The organism is Pelagibius sp. Alg239-R121, assembly GCF_947331435.1.
In the GTDB taxonomy this organism is placed as follows: domain Bacteria; phylum Pseudomonadota; class Alphaproteobacteria; order Kiloniellales; family Kiloniellaceae; genus Denitrobaculum.
Genome location: NZ_CAMZOF010000002.1, coordinates 380,536 through 399,093, shown reverse-complemented (window position 1 = coordinate 399,093; position 18,558 = coordinate 380,536). Strand labels below are relative to the sequence as shown.

Below are 18,558 nucleotides of genomic sequence, written 5' to 3'. Positions count from 1 at the left end.
CTACACTAGTGATCGGAAGGGGTCATGAAGTGGTGGCCAAGACCGGTGTCGTATTTCAGTCCATCGGCGGTCAGCGTTGCGACCGCCATAGGGTCGTTGTTGTGTATCAGGCCCTTGCGGGCCAGTGCCGCCCATACTGCAGCGTTTGTCAGACCACTTGCGTCCCGCGTCGAAATGGTAAACTCGCCCACATGTAAATGATTGCCGTGCGCGTGGGGCAGCTGCAACAGCGCCGCTTCACCCGTCGCCTCGTCTAGCCGGGCCATGCCTGGATCCCGCGCCAGAATTTGTGCCAGCGCCAGCGTACGCAGCTGAAGCTTGTTGAGTTTGAGAGGGTTCTTTTTCGGTGGCATTGCAGATCTGTCCAGGCAGGGAGGGTATTCAGGATAGAGCAAGCGTGATTTGACAAAGCTCCCGGGCGTGGGAGCCAATATAGCGTCGGCGGTAGTTTGAAAACGCGATCTTTTATGCGGACATTGTAACGGTTGCCGGCAGTAATGCAAAAGGGACTTAGGGCCTTTTCCGCCATCAGGAAACCGCCAGCACAAGGAACGAACATTGGACCAGATCATCTTTCATGCCTATCCCCAATCACCGGTTTCAGAAAAGGTCCGCGTCGGATTTGGGATCAAGAATCTGACATGGAGTTCAGTGGAAGTCCCTCGCATTCCCCCGAAACCACTGTTGATGCCGCTAACAGGCGGGTACCGGCGCGCCCCCGTGATGCAGATCGGCGCGGACGTCTACTGCGATAGTCAAGGCATTCTGCGAGAACTGGAACGCCGCTTTCCCGAACCGACCTTCTATCCCGGCGGCTCGGACGGTATGGTCTGGGGCGTCAGCCGCTGGACTGACGGCACGCTGTTCGATGAGACGGTGAAGCTTGTGCTGGGGGCGGCGGCCGACGAATTGCCGGAAGCCTTTGCCAAGGACCGGGGACGGCTTTACCTGGGGCCCAATGCGGACCTCAAAGCAGTTCAGGCCGATCTGGCCCATGTCATTTCACAGATCCGGCCACAGATTGGCTGGATGGATCAGCGCTTGAGCGGTGGACGCAAGTTTATGCTCGGCGACCATCCTGGTCTCCCTGACGCCGTCGCATACTACCTCATCTGGTTCATTCGTGGCCGCTGGGCCAAGGGACCTGAATTCCTGAGCCAGTTTCCCTCCGTCGAAGCCTGGGAGCAGCGCGTTTCGGCGTTGGGTCATGGCACGCAAAGCGATATGACAGGAGAAGAGGCCCTTGAAATTGCCGCTGCCGCTGAAACTTCGACCCCCGAGGAAATCGATCCCCTTGATCCGCTCGGCTTGAAAGCCGGTGACCGAGTGAGTGTAGTGCCTGATGTTGATGGCGGTGAGACCGGTGTCGAGGGGCCGGTGCATCTTTTGGATCGGGAGCGGATCGCGATCCTGCACGAAGATCCTGAGGTTGGCCGGATCTGTATCCACTTTCCGCGCGTCGGATATCGTGTGACGGCGATTTGATTCCCGGCACGATGTTTGGCAAAGCTTGTTGTGTAGAGGCCGAAAACCACTATTTGATTAAGTCTCCAAACAGCTTTGAACATGGTCGGACATGAAACCCTTTATTCCTCAGCGCTTTGAATTTCTTGTCTTCGGTTTTCTGCTTTCGGGATTCATGTCCTGCCTGGTCACCTGCATCGCCAGTCTGCTGACGATTGGCGTCGTTCCCGGTCTTTTTACCATCTGGATGGAAAGCTGGGCGTCGTCCTGGATCGTGGCCTTTCCGGCTGTGCTGGTGGTTGCGCCCCTGGTCAGACGCATCGTGCATCGTTTGGTCGTGACCGGATGACATCGCCGAGCCTGATCAAAAACCTCCTTGTCTGCGGCTTTGCGACGCTGAGCTGGTTTCCTCTGGCTCACGCGGATCCTGCGGACCTGCTGCGCGATCACCCTCTGGCAGGGACGCTTTGGCATGTGGGCGAGGGGCGTTTGGCTGAACCTATGGAGTTCTTTGATGCGGCATCGAAAGCCAAATGGGTCCTGCTTGGAGAGAAGCACGACAATGCGGAGCATCACCGGATTCAAGCCGAAGTGGTCGCGGCGCTGGGCCGGCGGGGGCGCCGGACAGCGGTCGTTTGGGAAATGACCGAGCCTGAGCATGACCCGGCCCTGAAAGCAGCAACGCTGGAAAACCTGGGCGATCTGGGCACTGCCGTTCAATGGGAGCAAAGGGGCTGGCCAAGCTGGCTGGAATATCAGCCGATTGCCGAGCAGGCCTTGACCTTCAAGATGACGATGGCCGCCGGCGATGCGCCGCGGGCTATCCGGAAAAAGCTCGGGAAGGGCGGTCCGCTGGACCTCGCAACCGCTGCTGATATCGGCTGGTCGAGGGATTATGACGCTGACCAGCGCCGGCGCCTTACCGATCTTTTGGCCGACTCCCATTGTGGTCTGCTGCCGGAGAAAATCCTGCCGGCGATGGTGAATATTCAACGCCTCCGCGATGCCTGGATCGCCCGTGTCATGCGGAATGAAGGCGCAGATGATGGCGCAATTCTGATTGCCGGCGCGCAGCATGTGCGTGAAGACCGCGGTGTACCCTGGCATTTAGCGCCGCTGGGTGATGACGCTATCACTCTTGCGGCGGTGGAAGTGAGGCGGGATGTTGAGGATCCAACCGCGTATCCTTCGTTCGACGCGTTGCGTTTTGATTATGTCTGGTTCACACCGCGGGTCGACGAAAAGGATCCCTGTGAGGCTTTTTCGGGCACTAAGAATTAGCGGCCTGGCAAGATATCCAGTCGCTTGTTTTCTTGATTAAGTTAGACTGAGAAGCCGTGAATCAGGTGGCATGGCTGTCAAATCGTCGAATTATTCTATGCAACCAAGAGTATCTGTCCCAAGTTACGGATCACAAAGATTTTACCTGTTCAAACAATAACTAAGGCATTTTTGAGGCAACGAACGTTTAACTGGGATCATAACTTAAAGCTAGCGCCTCTGGTTGGTATGATCTTTAAACTCTAGAAAGGAATTCACAAATATGTAGAGTGCATTCCTTGAACCGTTCCTTCTCGCTATGGGAGTTTTCCACTCGATGCAAAAATTCGACACCGCAATTCAATCCGCTGAAGCAGAAGTCCGCGAAGCCCAGGCAAAGGTTGCTGCATTGTCGAGTCAGATCGAGGGCGCAGGATCACGCCTCAAGGATGGCCAGGATATCGACATCGATATTGAGAACGCGACTCTTGACGATGTCCATGCCCACAATGAATCGATGAACGCGAACATCGCGGATCTGATTATGGGGCTGGACGAAGTGACGGCCGGCTTTTCCAGAGACTTCGACGAGATGCGCGAGCGCTCGGGCATGGAGACCTTTATTGGAATTTTCTCCAGCGCCAAGTCGGATTCCATGCGCGAGGAACGGATCCGCAACTCCTCGGTCGACGACAAGCTGCAGGACCTGATTTCCAAGTCGGATGTGATCATCAAGATGCTGAGCGACCAGCTCGGTGTGCTGAACGAGCACAAAGACAAGGTCAACGCCAACTTGAGCGAGACCCTGAACGATCGGGAAGCGGTGGTCGCCGAGCTGGAAGCGGAGCGGGCCGAGATCCTGGCCATGGACCCCCAGATCATCGATCTGGAAAACCGCATCTCGATGGAACAGGACGCAGCCGCTCGCACCGCCCTGGAAACCGAGCTCGCCGAACTCAACACCCGCTACAACGAGCTGGTGCAGGGCGAACAGGTCAAATTGGCACGCTCCCAGACGCTGGAGCGATACATCGAAAAAGGCAAGTCCTGGGTCGATTCCCTGCAGAACCAGGCGGCCACTCAAATGGTGCTGATCAATAAGCTGCAGACAGATACCAAACAGCGGGTCGTGCTTTACGACGCCCTGACCAAATCGTTGAAGACGGCCCAGCAACAGGACGTTGCTCACCGCATCAACGAAATTGGCGTGGCGACCGACGAAAAGGCTCAGGCAGCCATGGCGGCCATTGGCTCCGCGACCCAGAGCCGCATGACCGAGATGATGGAAAAACACGAAGATCATATGGTCTTCGCGCGCAAGGTTCTCGAGGAGAAGGCCAAGTCCGACGAGCGCTTCGTCCGCCGTTTCGCCAAAATTGTCGAGAAGCACGATAAGAATCTCTATGGCGAGGAGAGCATCTGAAGCGGCAGACTGGGGACTTAGACGCTGTGACGGACTCCGGACAGGAAACCATTGAGATTCGCGACAACGCAGCTTGCCGGCGGTATTTTGCCAAGTTCGCGCGGATCGTCGGGCATCTGCGGGCAGTGGCCACCCTGGACCGCCCAAATGACAAGTCCAGTTTTACCGCGCTGCAGATCGATGTCTTCGAAGGCTATCTGAAAGCTCTCGCGAATACCTTTGATGCCCTCTCGACCAAGTACCTGCTGACCGGGACAGAGAGCCGGGGTATGGCGCCTGCGTTGGAGATCGACCGCACCGATTCCGGCTTTCCGGTGTTCCGCGAATTGCTTCAAATGGCTAACGATCTGTCTCAGGCAAGCCGGCAACTTGACTCCTTGCCGATGAAGCAGGACCTGAAGCAGGAAATGGTGGACCATATTCTGCAAAAGCGCGAGAAGCCGCGCAGCCTGCAGTTCGCCATGAGCCAGCGTGTCTACTTCGAAACCCTGCGCCACAAAACCCTCTTCCTCGCACAGAACGAGCCGCAGGTGGTCTGGCTCGGGTCAGGCGACAAGACGCCGGCCGCAGGACTCAAGCGGCGGCGGTACTTTGTGCACTGGGCGGTCTATGACAGTTCGCGCAATCTGCCGGCGCTCTATCAAATGCTGATCGAAGACAGCAGCGACCAGGCTCTGACGACAGACGAACCGCGCTTGCAGCGTCTGAAGAAACATCTATTGGCCCAGTCTCTGTCTGACTTGAAGCTGCTGACAATCGCGCGTGGGTTCGACAAGGATTTTCCAGAGTTTCATCCTAAATTCGTCCGGCGCGTCCATGTCGGTCCCATGTATTCCAACGCCTTTACCGAGCAAAGCGGCCCTCTGCGTGAGATTTTGGCTGAGGCGGCTGGCGAACCGGGGTTGGATTGGACCATGTCCTGGACCGTGGAAACGTTGCTGTCGAAACAGAGCGAACGCAAATCGTCGGGCCTTTTCGGCGAGGTCGAGACCGAGGTTTATCACCTGGATCCCTATGACGCGGAATCCCATGACGCCGGCGTGACTCATCTTGAACGCTCGATGATTCTCCCGCATCGCCCCTATCAGGTTTTGGTCGACCGGAACTTTTCCAGTCTCCGGAACATCCGAAAATACGTGGTCGCGCCCGATGGCGTCGTCATGACGGGCGCCTGAACGAAGGGCGCGCACAAAACACAGGAAAGAAAATGTCCGTCGCTAAAAATCTGATGGAGATCCGCGAACAGGATATTCGCAGCCACTACGAGCCGGCGTTTCATCTGCTCGAAGGCTTTGAACATCATCCGCGGATTGCGACGGCTCGGGTGGATTCGAGCTCTGCCGAAACGGCGCCGTCGCGTGGCGGTATTCCACAGCGCCGCGCCTTCCGCTCGACAACGCCCGGCTTGTCCACGCGCCGGACCATCCGCAAGGAAACCGTCGGTCTGATTGCCCGCATAGAAGCCGCCGACGAGGGTGACCCTCTGATGAGCACCACGCAGGCGAGCGTACTGTCGGCGCTGCGGCGGGCGCTTGCAACTTCCAATGCCGTGGCCGATCTCTATGACGAGCAGACGGCGCTTGGCGCGCTGAAGCGCGATAATCTGGAAGGCGGGCTTGAAGCCGCGAAGAAAACGGAGTTCGGTGAATTCCTGGCAGCCTCTTCGCTGATCGTCCTGCATGTCTTTGCCAATATGAGTGCGTTCCTGTTGGCGGCCCATAGCGGTGAAGCCGGGGATCACGAGATTCAGGTTGAGGATCTGAAGGAAATTCTATCTGACAATCCGGCACTGGCGCTGAAGGGCGCGCTTTGGGAGTTGGATCAGGTTGTTGCTGAAAAGGCGTCGGATGAAGCGACCCTGATCCCAACCGTGACCGCCTTCATGGAGCGATTGATGGAGGAAGTATCGATCCGGGCTCAGGCGGCTCCGCGGCTGGAGGCTTTCCTGGCCGCCAGCTTCCGGGTTGAGGCCGATGACTTCCAGATTGACGGCTTCACACCCGCCACCCGGGCGCGTTCCACCAGCCTGACCATGACCTTCAAAAAACCGCACGAGGTCGTCGGCAACCATATCGCCAAGTATCAGTCGTTGAAGCTGGCCAAGATGCTGATGGCCTATGACTTCGACCGGCGGCTGAATCCCTTCGCGGAACTGGGCGGGTTTATCTTCACCTTTATGGGTGACGGCAAGCCCGGTACCGGAAAGACAACCCTGATCCAGATGATTGCCGGGCTGTTGAACGACTATTGTCAGACGGCCGGTTATCCGTTCCGCTACGAAAACCTCTCATCGGACTCTATCGACAGCTATCAGGGTAAGTCGGGTCAAAACGCCAAGGCCTTTATCCGCGCGGTTTTGGATCCGCATGTCATCGGATTTGGCACCATCGACGATATCGATCAGATCGCGGGCAAGCGCGGGGACCGTCAGTCTTCGTCGGGCCAGCAGGAGGTGACGGCGGTGCTGATGGAGAGCTTTGCCGGTGCCAGTACGGTCGTGCGCGGCAACTGCACCTTTGGCATGTTTTCCAATTATCCAGAAAACGTCGACGACGCACTGCGTCAGCGCGCCGGCGCACGGTTCCTGGTCGACGGCCCGCAGACACGAGAAGACTATATCGACATCCTGCATCTGCTACTGGGGTCCAACCACGACATTCCTGTCGGGTCACACGACCTCTTCTCGGCTCAGGAGATTAAGTCCGCGGTCGCAGCTTCCTACGAGCAACATGGCCGGCCGCAGGAAGAACAGCTGGCGCGGGTCTTCGACAAAGCGCGTGACGCAGTCGGCGAGCTCGATACGATTGAAAAGATGGGCGCCTATCTGAAAGCCATTCAGGAGGCCGATGAACGCTTTACCGGCAGAGCGGTCAAGAATATCACCGACGCGGTCAAGGTGCGCGCGATGGATTTCGAGCTGCCGGACGAGTGGATGGAAAACCCCGAACTGTTCCTGCAGAAAGACTACGACAGCAAGCTGGCCATGATCAGGGAGCTGACCCGGCCCATCACGCCGGAGATGGTGATCCAGGAGATCAACCGCTATGCCGACAGCGAGTTCCGCTATGGCAATGCTTCCGACGAGGCGGCAGTCGATGCGCAGGTCAAGGAGATGACACGCATGGCCGAGGCGCGCCGGCGCTTCGCCGGGAAGGAGTCCTGATCTCATGCTGAGGCTGATCGAGCGTGGATTGATGTACGGCAACCTGGTGGAGGTCTCCTCGCCGACCCAGGTGAAACGTTACAATGCCGCGCTGGAAAAGCTCATTGGACGCCGGAGTGAGCTTGAGTCGTTTCACATTGATCTTTCCGGCTTTTCGCCGGAAGTTGGCGATGAGTTCGGCGACAACAATTATCTCAATCCTAATGGCTGCAATCGCCAGTTTATCCTCCTGACGCTGGCTCAGGCCACCTGCCCGCTGGTCGGTGCGAAGTTCTCGTCGAGCCGGTCAATCTTGAAGCAGTTTATCGAGGACAATCGTCCGGTGCTCTTTGCGCTGACGGCGCGCGATGCGGTGATGGGCGAACTGGTCAATTCCGTGTATCGGATCGATACCGCCGCCGACCTCCTGACGATCCGGACCATCCGCGTCGAAGCCAATACACCGCGCGCGCTGGTTTCAGATGCGGAAGCGCTCAAGAAGCGTGTGGAGGAGTTCCTGGAAAGCGACACTGACTGGTGGGACGAGGATGTTTTGGACGAGATGGTGGCGCTTGCCGGGCGGGTCGGGGATGTCACGCGGCATCCGGTCACGCCAACCGAGACCCTTTACCGCAAGGGCAATTTCTTCACGTCGCACCTGGGCGGACTCTATGTTTTCCGGGATGCGGCGCAACCGGCGCTAATCCACTGCGATCCTGCATTCGATTCTTCCTCGACGGATTTGCCGGCGATCTCGATTGATGATTCCACGGCCGTTGCAGAATTCCTGCTGGCCAACCGCCTGGTGGAATCGGTCTTTGAAGCGAGAGGTCTCGATGAGCGCGGCCTTCTGCGTCAGCGTCTTGATTTTATTCTGGTTGATCATCTGGCTTCGACTGATCAGCCCGGTGATCTCGAAAAACTGACGCGGGATGATCTGCGCTCGGCCGTGCATCGGCACCTGGACGCTCTGCCGGAGGAATTCCATCAGATCGCCGCAACCCTGCGCACGATCGATCAAGGCAGTGGGCGGTCCGAGCTGGCACCCGAGGAGCCATCTTACTTCTATCATTTGCGCTCGAAGTCTCATATCGACCGGGATTTGGTCAATCATTTGCTGGCGCATCTTACGCCCTTGGATGTCCGTCAGCTCTTTATCTGCAACAAAGACCGTTTCTATCTGAGTTACCGGCAGTGGGGCGATGCCAAACGGACCTATGTGGCCGAGTTCCTGGCCAAGGAATATGCGATCGACAAGCGCGGCGTCCGCGAATCTCTTTATGGCCCCGAGCCGGGGATGGATGCGGTCGAACAACCCGCGGAGATCCCGGAGGAAGGTGACAGCGAAACCGGCGAAGAGAACTCTTTTGCCGCGGCGGAAGGTGGATCCGTTCCTAGTTCCGGGAACGTACCGGATTCACCTGCCAAACCGGTCGCCATCCCCATGAGGAATCCCCGCCCACAATCTGGGTCCAAACCGCAGCGGCGCCCTGCCGTAAAATCCGGACCCTGGGGACCTAGAAACGGGAGCTAGAGCCAATGTGTGACGAGAGATTATTAGAGGGCAGGATTTAGTGAAGGGCAGGAATCAGTGAAGGAACGGGTTTCATGAGAGGTTGGGCCTGATGCTCGGGTTGGTCATCCGATTGGTTGTTTTATTCGCCATCCTCACGGTGATTTATCTGGCGCTCTCGCGCTACTACCGCTGGTGCAAGACACGCGAGTTGGAAACTCGCTTCGACAGCGGCGAGGTGCGATCGCGCGATAGAACCGGTTATGTCGCGCGCGGCATGGCGGAGTATGACCGCTCCCTGTCCAGGAAACTTCTGTGGGGCGTTTATCTGGTGCCGCTCGGGATCGTTGCCTTACTGATATACATTGCCGATTTTACCTGAGGAGGACCGACGACGATGCGCATAGTGAAATACGTGGCGCTGGCCCTGCTGGTTCTGCTCGTGGCGATATTCTTGAACTTTTACCTGCCGTCCAAGGACGTGGTGCGGGTTGTCGGAACCGACGTAAAGCGTATGGACGTGGTCAACCGCGAGTTCGTGGTTGAAGGCGACGGCAATACCGGGCGCAATACGCGGGATGTGCGTTTCGTCAATGCGGTCTGGGAGGACGGCTCGCCGCGCGTTTACCGGAACGAGGAAACGGATTGGGGATTCCCCTGGTACTTCAAGTTCGACAGCGGCAACGTACAGGCCAAGGCGCAGAACCTGTCGTCAACGCAGGAGAATCCCAAGTGGGTCGTGGTGACGCACTATGGTTGGCGTATTCAGATTTTCTCGATGTTCCCAAATGCCGTCGATATCGAACAGGTCGACGGACCTGACTATACACCGGTCCCCTGGTTCAACATCGTCTTTCTCCTGAGCCTCGCTCTGCTGGCGTGGGTGATCCTTGCCTTCCTGGCCAGACTGCGCGAACGCCACGTTGACCCTTTGGTCGACCAGTTCGAAGAAGAAACCGCGGCCTACCGGGACGCGGCTGAAAGCGGTGCCGAAGAAATCAAGCAGCAGGCCACAGGCGCTTATACGCGCTGGCAGCGCTGGCTGGATACCTGGCGGCCGAAGGACAAGAAACGCCATCCGCCGCGTTAAGTTCGGCAACTACTTGCCGGTCCGCCATCGCACTTTACAGTACCGGCTATAAGCGTAAACCGTTTACTGAATCCACTTAGCGCAAACAGCTTTAGTTGATGGCTGACCGCACTCTTGATCCCTCCTATCAGGAGCGATTGCGCTCCGTAACCTATCGCCCATCAGCATCCCACTTGTCGAAAACGGCGGCCTCCAACACACATCTCAGGAAATAGGGTTTGAACGCCCTGTGATCTGCTCATAAGGATTCTTCGCTTTAGGTAAATTCATGCAAACGATTGCATATAAATTTCTATCTAATTGTTAAATATGACAAAATTATTATATTTTTAGATATCATTAAGAAATCGTTTGCATGATTCAAAGATTGGGAGTTCACTTCAATCCAAAGGAAGCAGGAACTAGGGAGATCCATGAGTGCTTCGGTTACCCTAAAAGACGTGGCTCAACGCGCTGGCGTTTCGTCGGCGACTGTGTCGCGCGTCATCAATAGCCGTGGCCTGATCAGTGCTCCGACTGCGGAGAAAGTGCAGGCGGCGATCGCGGAGCTTGGCTTCCGCCCCAATGCCATCGGCCGTAACCTGAAAACCTCGCGGACCCGTACCTTCGGGGTTCTGCTTCCCTCACTCTCCAATCCGATTTTCGGTGAAGTGCTTGAAGGGGTACAGACTGCCGCGTTGGCGGCTGGTTACTCCATTGCCATCACCTGCAGCAACTACCGTGAACAGGAAGAAAAGCACGCCATCGACACGCTGCTCGCAAACCGTGTGGACGGTTTGATCCTGACTGTTGCCGATGCCGACAATTCTGCTCAGTTGGACGTCCTCGACGCGCACGGCATTCCCTACGTGCTGTTGTTCAATCAGCCGGTCAAAACCTCCCGCAGTGCGGTGAACGTGGACAATCGTGCTGCGGGCCGATTGGTGGCCGAAGAATTCATTCAATTTGGCCATACGCGCGTCGGCATGATCGCGGGACGTTTTGAAGCCTCCGACCGTTCTCGCCTGCGTTTTCAGGGCCTCTGCGATGGTATCGCCGATGCCGGCTTGGAAGCGCCTGCGCTGGTCGAAGTGGACTTCGTCGAAGGCCGCGTTGCCCGTGCTGTTCGCAACCTCTTAAACCGGACTGACGCGCCGACGGCGCTGTTCTGTTCAACAGATATGCTCGCACTTTCGGTGATCGACGTATTGCGCAGCCTCGGCGTCGGTGTGCCGGAGCAGATTTCGATTGCCGGCTTTGACGGCATTTCCTTTGGACAGCTGTCGCATCCGAGACTTGCGACTGTCGTCCAACCTTCGCACGCCATGGGACAGGCGGCTGTACAACACCTGCTCGGTCGAATGGCGGGTAGTACGGCACCTAAATTACAAGTCCTGCCGGCTGGCTATCGACCAGGTAGTTCGATTGGGCCGGCGAGAGTCTGATTGCTAAGTGGTTTGGAGGACGAAAACGGTCCTCTGTAGAAGAACCTCGTCAAACTGTTCTTTCTTACGAAAACCAACGAAACACGGGAGAGTTAAGATGAAACTGGAAACTGGATCACGCAGATTGATGATCGCAGGTGCGACAGCGGCGTTCGCCTTTACCGCACAAATCTCCACCGCCTTTGCCGCCGATGCCATCTGCTACAACTGTCCGCCGCAGTGGGCGGACTGGGCATCGCAGCTGGTATCGATCAAGGAAACCCTCGGCTACGATATTCCTCACGACAATAAAAACTCAGGACAAACTCTGTCGCAGCTGCTGGCTGAAAAAGACAGCCCGGTGGCGGACGTCGCCTACTACGGCGTGTCCTTCGGGATTGCAAGCAAGGATAAAGGGGTCGCAGCGGCCTACAAGCCGGCCAATTTCGATGAGATTCCCGATGGCTTGAAAGATCCGGACGGTCACTGGTTCACCATTCACTCCGGTACCCTGGGTCTTTTCGTGAACAAAGATGCGCTTGGCGGTGCCCCGGTGCCAACCTCGTGGGCAGACCTGCTGAAGCCTGAGTACGACGGCATGGTCGGTTACCTGGACCCCTCCAGCGCCTTTGTCGGTTACGCCGGTGCGGTGGCGATCAACCGGGCCATGGGCGGAACGCTCGATAACTTCGATCCCGGAATCGACTTCTTCAAACGGCTTCAGAAGAACAACCCGATCGTGCCCAAGCAGACGTCTTATGCACGGGTATTGTCTGGTGAAATTCCTATTCTCTTCGACTACGACTTCAATGCCTATCGCGGTAAATATAAGGACAAGGCCAACGTCGAATTCGTCATCCCGGCGGAAGGCACCGTGGTCGTACCTTACGTCATGAGCTTGGTGAAGAACGGCCCTAATCCGGAGAAGGGCAAGAAGATCCTGGACCACATCATGTCCGACAAGGGTCAGGCTGTCTGGGCGAATGCCTTCCTGCGGCCGGTGCGCGCCAGTGCGATGTCGCCGGAGGCCGAAGCCAAGTTCCTGCCTGCTGCCGACTATGCGCGTTCCAAGCCGGTCGACTACAAAAAGATGGCCGACGTACAAGACGGTTTCAAGAAGCGTTATCTGGACGAAGTGCGCTGACAACCCAATCGCTTTGCAGGGTGGCGGTGATCGGCCGCCACCCGCGAACGCAACAGACCCTTTGAAAAATGAAACATTCGGAATACCCACGGCTGATTCTGCTGATGCTGCCGGTCGCAATCGTCTTCCTGGCATTCTTTCTGCTGCCGATGGCACGATTGATTTTGATCGGGGGTAGTGGCGAAAACGGCTTCTCCGAGTATCTGAGCATCTTTCACACGCCGAGACACTTCGAGAGTCTGGTAAGCACCGTGCTGCTGTCCGCCGCGGTTACCATCGCGGCTGTAATCATATCCGCCGTCACCGGCGTATTTCTGGAGAGAAACCGCTTTCCGGGACGCGAAGTCCTCATATCTATGCTGACTTTCCCCTTGGCCTTTCCCGGCGTTGTCATCGGTTTCCTGGTGATCATGCTCGCAGGCAGGCAGGGGCTTGCCAACGAAATCTCCCAGGCGCTGACCGGCTCGCGCCTGGTCTTCGCCTATTCGATGGCCGGGCTCTTCACGGGCTATCTGTATTTTTCGATCCCACGAGTCATTCTGACCATCATGGCGGCGGCGGAAAAACTGGATCCGGCGCTGGAAGAGGCAGCCCGTTCGCTTGGTGCGTCGCGTTGGCAAGTGATCCGCGACGTCATCCTGCCGGCTCTCAAACCCGCGCTGATCGCGTCTGGCGCCATTGCCTTCGCAACGGCGATGGGCGCCTTTGGCACCGCCTTCACGCTAGCAACCAACATCGATGTGCTGCCCATGACGATCTATACGGAGTTCACGCTGAACGCCAATTTCGCGACTGCGGCTGCCTTGAGCATTGTGCTGGGAACCATCACCTGGTTGGCGCTCTACATCTCGCGCTCGATCGCGGGATCGACCGTCGCGGCGGCGGCCTAGTTTATGAAACGCAGCAGAATCTTTTATGTCAATCTCGCCTTCACGCTGTTGGTCTGCGCGTTCCTGATCGTGCCGATATTCCTCTCCATGCTGGCGGGGGTCACGGTCAATTTCTTTCAGGGCATAAAGAGCGGGCTGACACTGAGTTGGGTGATCGAAGTCTGGTCGCTCTATGCCGACACTATCTTTCTTTCGCTCTTGATCGCCGTTGCCTGTCTGATCTGCAATCTGCTGATTGGTGTGCCGGCGGCCTATGTGCTGGCCCGCAAGTCGGGCCGGGTGGCGCGCATGATCGAAGAAACACTCGTCTTGCCGATCGCGATTCCTGGGCTGGCGATTGCATTGGCACTGATCGTCACCTACGGCGGCATCCGGGAGTTTCGCTTGAGCTGGCTCTTCATTCTGGTCGGTCATGTGCTCTATACCCTGCCGTTTATGATCCGTTCTGTGCTTGCCGTGCTTTCGAGTTTCGATTTTCGCACACTGGAAGAAGGCGCGGCCAGCTTGGGCGCGGGATTCTGGAAGCGATTCCGGACTATCATCATTCCCAATTGCCGCGCAGGTATCCTTGCCGGTTCTTTGATGGTGGTGACCCTGTCAGTGGGCGAATTCAATCTGACCTGGATGCTGCATACGCCGCTGACCAAGACACTGCCGGTTGGTCTTGCGGACAGTTACGCTTCCATGCGCCTCGAGATCGGCAGCGCCTACACCCTTGTATTTCTGATTATGATCCTGCCTCTGCTGATCGCGCTTCAGCTTTACGGCAGACCCCGCGCAGCTAAGACAACCATAAGCGATCCCGAATGACCTCAGACCAAGAAGTTTCGACCTCCATTCGTCTGGAAGCCTGCGCCAAAACTTTCGACGACGGTACGCGGGCGCTGGAGCCCATCGATCTGGAAATCGCCGGCGGCGAGACTGTGGTTCTGTTGGGGCCATCAGGGTGCGGGAAGACCACGACTCTACGCATTATTGCAGGCCTGGAGGCGCCCGATCCCGGCGGACGGGTGCTCTTTGGTTCGGATGACGTGACACCGCTTCCGATCGAATCGCGCAATGTCGGTATGGTGTTCCAATCCTATGCCCTTTTTCCCAACATGACCGTGCGGGAAAACGTCGCCTATGGTCTGATGGTTCGCAATGTGCCGAAGCCCGAACGGGCGGTTCGTGTGGGTGAGATGCTCGCCATGATGCATATCGAAGAGCTTGCCGACCGACGTATCGATCAGCTGTCTGGCGGGCAACGCCAACGGGTCGCGCTTGCCCGGGCCATCGCCGTCAGGCCGCGCGTTCTGCTGCTTGACGAGCCCTTGACCGCGCTCGACGCCTCCCTGCGCGAACGCCTGCGGATCGAAATCAACGACCTGCTGCGCAGCCTTGGAATTACCGCGGTCTATGTGACTCATGATCAAGGTGAAGCGATGGCGATCGGCGACCGCATCGTGGTCATGCGCAAGGGCGTGGTGGCGCAGATCGGCAGTCCCAAGGATATCTATTACCGCCCCGCCAATGCTTTCGTCGCAGATTTCATCGGTACCTCCAACCGCTTGACCGGCCATCTTTCAAACGGAGCTCTGTCCTTTCAGGGTGGCAGTATTCCTTGGCAGAGGAGCGAAGCGGCCGAGTTGACCGTCATGTTCCGGCCGCAGGATGCGGAGATCGTCGCGCCGACGGAGGCACAGATAGCTGGCCGGATTGCCAACGTCTATTTCCTGGGCGACCGGACAAAGATCATCCTGGAGGCCATAGGCCAGGGGCCCATAGTCGTAGAGACCACCGCGCAAGCCGATTTCGTCATCGGCAGCAATGTGGGTCTGAAGATCAACCCCGACCGAATCTTTGAAATCGACGGAGAGACATGAGGACAGATTCGCAGTGATCATTGCCCAGATCACAGATACCCATATCAAGTCAGACGGTCGTCTGGCTTACCGGAAAGTTGACACGATGGCGTGCCTGAAGGCTTGCGTCGATCACTTGAACGCCCTCGCGCCAGCCCCCGATGTTGTCGTGATGAGCGGGGACATGACCGACTTCGGGACTGCCGATGAATACACGATCGCGCGTTCCCTGCTGGACCGTCTGGCCATGCCGTACTTCGTCGTGCCGGGAAATCACGATGCGCGAGACGCAATGCGCACGGCCTTTTCCGATCATAGCTATTTGCCCGCCGACGGCTTTCTCCACTATGCGGTCGAAGACTATCCTGTCCGCCTAATCGGTCTGGACAGCACCCTGCCAGGCCAGCCGTACGGCGAGATGTGCGATGCGCGGCTTACCTGGCTGGGCGAGACCCTAGACGAGGAGACGCGAAAACCGACCTTACTCTTCATGCACCACCCACCGTTCCTGACCGGCGTGGCGCATATGGATCGGCAAAACTGCCGAAACGCGAAAGCCATGGGCGCCTTGATTGAAAGACACACTCAGGTGCAGATGATCCTCTGCGGCCATGTGCATCGTCCGGCACAAACTCTCTGGCACGGTACGCTGGCCTGCATCGGTCCCAGCCCGTCCCACGCCGTTGCTCTGGATCTCAGTCCGGATGGTCCGCCGGCCTTTATTCAGGAACCACCGGCCTGCCGCATCGTGCATCTGACCGAAGACAAGCGGCTGGTTGCCGATTTGACCTACATCGGCAGCTTCGACGGACCGCATCCCTTCTTTAATGCCGATGGTTCGCTGATCGACTAACCTAAGTCGTCATGGCTGCGACGTTCCTTGGCGTAGCGCACCAGGGCGAGGAAGCGGTAGATCCCGTGCATGAACTTGCTGTAGGGCAGCGTGATAAAGAGGCCGAACACCACACCGAGGTGCACGGCCAGAAGCAAACCCATGGCCGGCGTGGCGCGCAGGATGAGGAGCAGCAGGCCGGTCAAACCAGTGAGGAACAGCATAGCAAGGAAGGCGATATCCATACCCTTGCGCGCTTCGTCCTGAAGGGCTGGATCTCTCGTCTGTTTCGAGACGAACAGGCCGATAGGACCGATGACGAGCCCGACGCCGCCGAGCGTGCCCAGGACCACCGGCAGATCGTACCAGGGATAAGGGGCTTCGAGCCCGAGCAGGTAATGATAGAGCGTGGCAAGGGACGTCGAGGCGAAGCAGAGCAGGAAGCCATAGAAGGTAAAGTGGTGATAGAGCCTGCGATTGTCGGTCGGTTTCTCGTCTTTGCCGTAGCAACCGACCCCGCCGCCATCGAGATATCTTAAACTTGAGGCATCCTTGATCGCCTGCCACAGGCTCTGCCCGCGGACGAGTGTCGACGCGGGCTCGTCAATGTCGGTCCAGAAGTTTCGCACCGCCATGAGCGAAGCGACGATCGCATAGAGAAATGCGGCGCCGAATACCGCCACCATCACGTTGTGCGGCATCAGCCGGTAGAACGCGCCTGGCCCACTATGACTGTTCCAAAGCACGCTTGGGTCGTGCCAGCCGACAAATCCGGCCAGGAAGATCGTGACGCTCAAGGCGACAAGCAGGCTGACCGCCAATCCGTTGCGTTCAAACAACGGTGCAAAGGCCCGCGGCCAGGCGTAGGCCTGATAGGACTCCGCGCGTACCACAGCCAGGGTCATTGGCACATTGACCGAAAATTCATGCGGTGGAGAAAACTGACAGTCGACGTAGCAGGCACCACAGGAATGGCAGAGATTGCCCAGGTAATTGAGATCCCCGTCAGAAAAGCTGCGGCGCATCTCCATCGCCGGAAACACGGCGCAAAGGCCTTCGCAGTAGCGGCAGGAATTGCAGACGGTCATCAGGCGTTCGGCTTCCTCCAGACTGGCGCTTGCGTGTGCAATCCGGGCGAGTGTTTGCGGTTCACTCATGCGCAAGCCTCTGCTGCCTGCGTGCCGGCGATCCGCCCGAAGACGCTGCCGATGGTCATCCCGATGCCGGCTGCATACCCGCTGCCCAGAATGTTGCCGGCCATAATTTCACCTGCGGCAAACATGTTTTCCGCAGGCTTGCCGTCCCGCATGATCATGCGCGCCTCCCGGTCCACCTTTGTGCCGAGATAGGTAAAGGTGATGCCAGGGCGCACGGGGTAGGCGTAAAAAGGTGCCGTTTCGATCCGCTGTGCCCAATGGGACTTTGGTGGGCTCAAGCCTTCAGTGCGGCAATCGTCCAGGAGCGAGGAATCGAAAGTTCCCGGCTGAACCAACGCATTGAACTCCGTGACGGTCGCTTCGAGCGCGGCTGGTTCGAGCCCAAGCTCCGTTGCGAGTGCACCAATGGTCGATGCCGAAATCGGCGGATAAAGCGACGGCATGAAGCGCTCCAGGGAAGGCGCATCGAAGACGATGTAGGCAATCTGGTCTGGTTGCTGGGCGACGAGGCGCCCCCAGATGGCGTAACGCTTAGGCCAGATCTCCTCGCCTTCATCATAAAAGCGCTGGCAGTGCCGGTTGACGACGATACCGAAAACCACGCAATCGAGCCGTGTGATGATGCCGCCGTCGAACTTTGGCGCACGGGCATCTATTGCGACCGCGTGGCACTGCGTCGGGTCGCCGACCGTTTCCACCCCGTGATCTATCAGCATTTTCAGGATCGTGCCCTTGTTGTAGGGAGTTCCGCGAATCAGGAAGTTCTCCGCGATCTCGCCCCAGCCTTCCTTCAGCCAGTCGATGTTGGCCTCGAAGCCACCGGCTGCCGTGACCAGCGACCCGGCGCACACGTTATAAATCTGCCCGGCTTTCTCGAAGGTTGCTGCAGTGAAGATGTTGCCGTTGATCTCCAGGGCGATGACCTCGGCATCGTACTCCACCTCCACGCCCAGCTCTTCCGCCGTAAGGTACAGGGCGTTCAACATGGCCCGGCCGCCTCCGAGAAAGAACGAATTCGTGCGTCCGAGACTAAGCGTGCCGCCGAGCGATGGCTGGAACCTCACGCCCTGTTCCCCGATCCAGGGCAGGACCGATTTTGACTGAGCGATCATGTGCCGGGCCAGATCGCTGTCGGTATTGCCTTCGGTAACGCGCAGCAGGTCTTCGAAGAACTCGTCCTCGCTGTAGGGCCCGGTCAGAGTGTCGGTTGCTGCGTCATGGGCGCAGCGCATGTTGCGTGTGTGCCGTGTATTGCCGCCGCGGTAGAATTTCGGCGCGGCTTCCAGAACCAGTACAGAGGCGCCGGTGCGGCGCGCAGATATGGCCGCGCAGAGGCCGGCATTGCCGCCGCCGATGATCAGCACGTCGTATCGCTTGGTATGCTTCGCCATAGAGC

18 protein-coding genes are annotated in these 18,558 nt (G+C 57.9%); 15 read left to right on the top strand and 3 right to left on the bottom strand.

From position 1 onward, the window contains the following. Positions 1 to 5: 5 nt before the first annotated feature. The gene (locus tag QMZ18_RS09075) at positions 6 to 353 is read right to left on the bottom strand and encodes a hypothetical protein (RefSeq protein ID WP_282605959.1); all 348 of its coding nucleotides are present in this window, start codon (positions 351 to 353) and stop codon (positions 6 to 8) included. A 205-nt stretch (positions 354 to 558) separates the two neighbouring features. On the opposite strand from QMZ18_RS09075, the gene QMZ18_RS09070 reads away from it, so the two are divergent. From QMZ18_RS09070 to QMZ18_RS09000, 15 genes are all read left to right on the top strand, one after another. After that, positions 559 to 1,485, top strand: coding sequence for a glutathione S-transferase family protein (locus tag QMZ18_RS09070; protein WP_282605958.1), 927 nt, complete (start codon positions 559 to 561; stop codon positions 1,483 to 1,485). Positions 1,486 to 1,576: 91 nt separating this feature from the next. Next, the gene (locus QMZ18_RS09065; protein WP_282605957.1) at positions 1,577 to 1,813 is read left to right on the top strand and encodes a DUF2798 domain-containing protein; all 237 of its coding nucleotides are present in this window, start codon (positions 1,577 to 1,579) and stop codon (positions 1,811 to 1,813) included. Then, a complete protein-coding gene (locus QMZ18_RS09060; protein ID WP_282605956.1) occupies positions 1,810 to 2,745 on the top strand; it encodes a ChaN family lipoprotein in 936 nt (311 codons plus the stop codon). Before QMZ18_RS09065 ends, QMZ18_RS09060 begins: the two co-directional genes overlap by 4 nt. Before the next feature lie 316 nt (positions 2,746 to 3,061). After that, positions 3,062 to 4,147, top strand: coding sequence for a hypothetical protein (locus tag QMZ18_RS09055; protein WP_282605955.1), 1,086 nt, complete (start codon positions 3,062 to 3,064; stop codon positions 4,145 to 4,147). A gap of 26 nt (positions 4,148 to 4,173) precedes the next feature. After that, on the top strand, positions 4,174 to 5,322 hold the full coding sequence (locus tag QMZ18_RS09050) for a hypothetical protein (protein WP_282605954.1): 1,149 nt from the start codon (positions 4,174 to 4,176) through the stop codon (positions 5,320 to 5,322). 32 nt (positions 5,323 to 5,354) lie between these two features. Next, positions 5,355 to 7,310, top strand: a complete 1,956-nt coding sequence (locus QMZ18_RS09045; RefSeq protein ID WP_282605953.1) for an ATP-binding protein — start codon at positions 5,355 to 5,357, stop codon at positions 7,308 to 7,310. Positions 7,311 to 7,314: 4 nt separating this feature from the next. Then, on the top strand, positions 7,315 to 8,823 hold the full coding sequence (locus QMZ18_RS09040; protein WP_282605952.1) for a DUF6638 family protein: 1,509 nt from the start codon (positions 7,315 to 7,317) through the stop codon (positions 8,821 to 8,823). A 91-nt stretch (positions 8,824 to 8,914) separates the two neighbouring features. Beyond that, entirely contained in the window at positions 8,915 to 9,184 is a 270-nt protein-coding gene (locus QMZ18_RS09035; RefSeq protein WP_282605951.1) for a hypothetical protein, read from the top strand. 15 nt (positions 9,185 to 9,199) lie between these two features. Further along, the gene (locus QMZ18_RS09030; protein ID WP_282605950.1) at positions 9,200 to 9,892 is read left to right on the top strand and encodes a DUF1523 family protein; all 693 of its coding nucleotides are present in this window, start codon (positions 9,200 to 9,202) and stop codon (positions 9,890 to 9,892) included. A gap of 413 nt (positions 9,893 to 10,305) precedes the next feature. Continuing rightward, on the top strand, positions 10,306 to 11,316 hold the full coding sequence (locus tag QMZ18_RS09025) for a LacI family DNA-binding transcriptional regulator (RefSeq protein WP_282605949.1): 1,011 nt from the start codon (positions 10,306 to 10,308) through the stop codon (positions 11,314 to 11,316). 97 nt (positions 11,317 to 11,413) lie between these two features. Next, the gene (locus QMZ18_RS09020; RefSeq protein WP_322097175.1) at positions 11,414 to 12,439 is read left to right on the top strand and encodes an ABC transporter substrate-binding protein; all 1,026 of its coding nucleotides are present in this window, start codon (positions 11,414 to 11,416) and stop codon (positions 12,437 to 12,439) included. A 68-nt stretch (positions 12,440 to 12,507) separates the two neighbouring features. Beyond that, positions 12,508 to 13,329, top strand: a complete 822-nt coding sequence (locus QMZ18_RS09015) for an iron ABC transporter permease (RefSeq protein WP_282605948.1) — start codon at positions 12,508 to 12,510, stop codon at positions 13,327 to 13,329. Between the two features lie 3 nt (positions 13,330 to 13,332). Continuing rightward, a complete protein-coding gene (locus QMZ18_RS09010) occupies positions 13,333 to 14,139 on the top strand; it encodes an ABC transporter permease (protein ID WP_282605947.1) in 807 nt (268 codons plus the stop codon). Beyond that, complete coding sequence (locus QMZ18_RS09005; RefSeq protein WP_282605946.1) at positions 14,136 to 15,194, top strand: ABC transporter ATP-binding protein; 1,059 nt, start codon at positions 14,136 to 14,138, stop codon at positions 15,192 to 15,194. Before QMZ18_RS09010 ends, QMZ18_RS09005 begins: the two co-directional genes overlap by 4 nt. Before the next feature lie 13 nt (positions 15,195 to 15,207). Then, on the top strand, positions 15,208 to 16,026 hold the full coding sequence (locus QMZ18_RS09000) for a phosphodiesterase (RefSeq protein ID WP_282605945.1): 819 nt from the start codon (positions 15,208 to 15,210) through the stop codon (positions 16,024 to 16,026). Here the strand turns inward: QMZ18_RS09000 and tcuB are convergent. Further along, positions 16,023 to 17,162 carry a tricarballylate utilization 4Fe-4S protein TcuB gene (tcuB, locus tag QMZ18_RS08995; RefSeq protein WP_282605944.1) on the bottom strand — a complete coding sequence of 380 codons (1,140 nt, stop codon included), beginning with the start codon at positions 17,160 to 17,162 and terminating at the stop codon, positions 16,023 to 16,025. The two genes, QMZ18_RS09000 and tcuB, sit on opposite strands and share 4 nt — an antisense overlap. Then, positions 17,159 to 18,553 carry an FAD-dependent tricarballylate dehydrogenase TcuA gene (gene tcuA, locus QMZ18_RS08990; RefSeq protein ID WP_282605943.1) on the bottom strand — a complete coding sequence of 465 codons (1,395 nt, stop codon included), beginning with the start codon at positions 18,551 to 18,553 and terminating at the stop codon, positions 17,159 to 17,161. The genes tcuB and tcuA overlap by 4 nt, the downstream gene beginning before the upstream one ends. Positions 18,554 to 18,558: the final 5 nt, after the last annotated feature.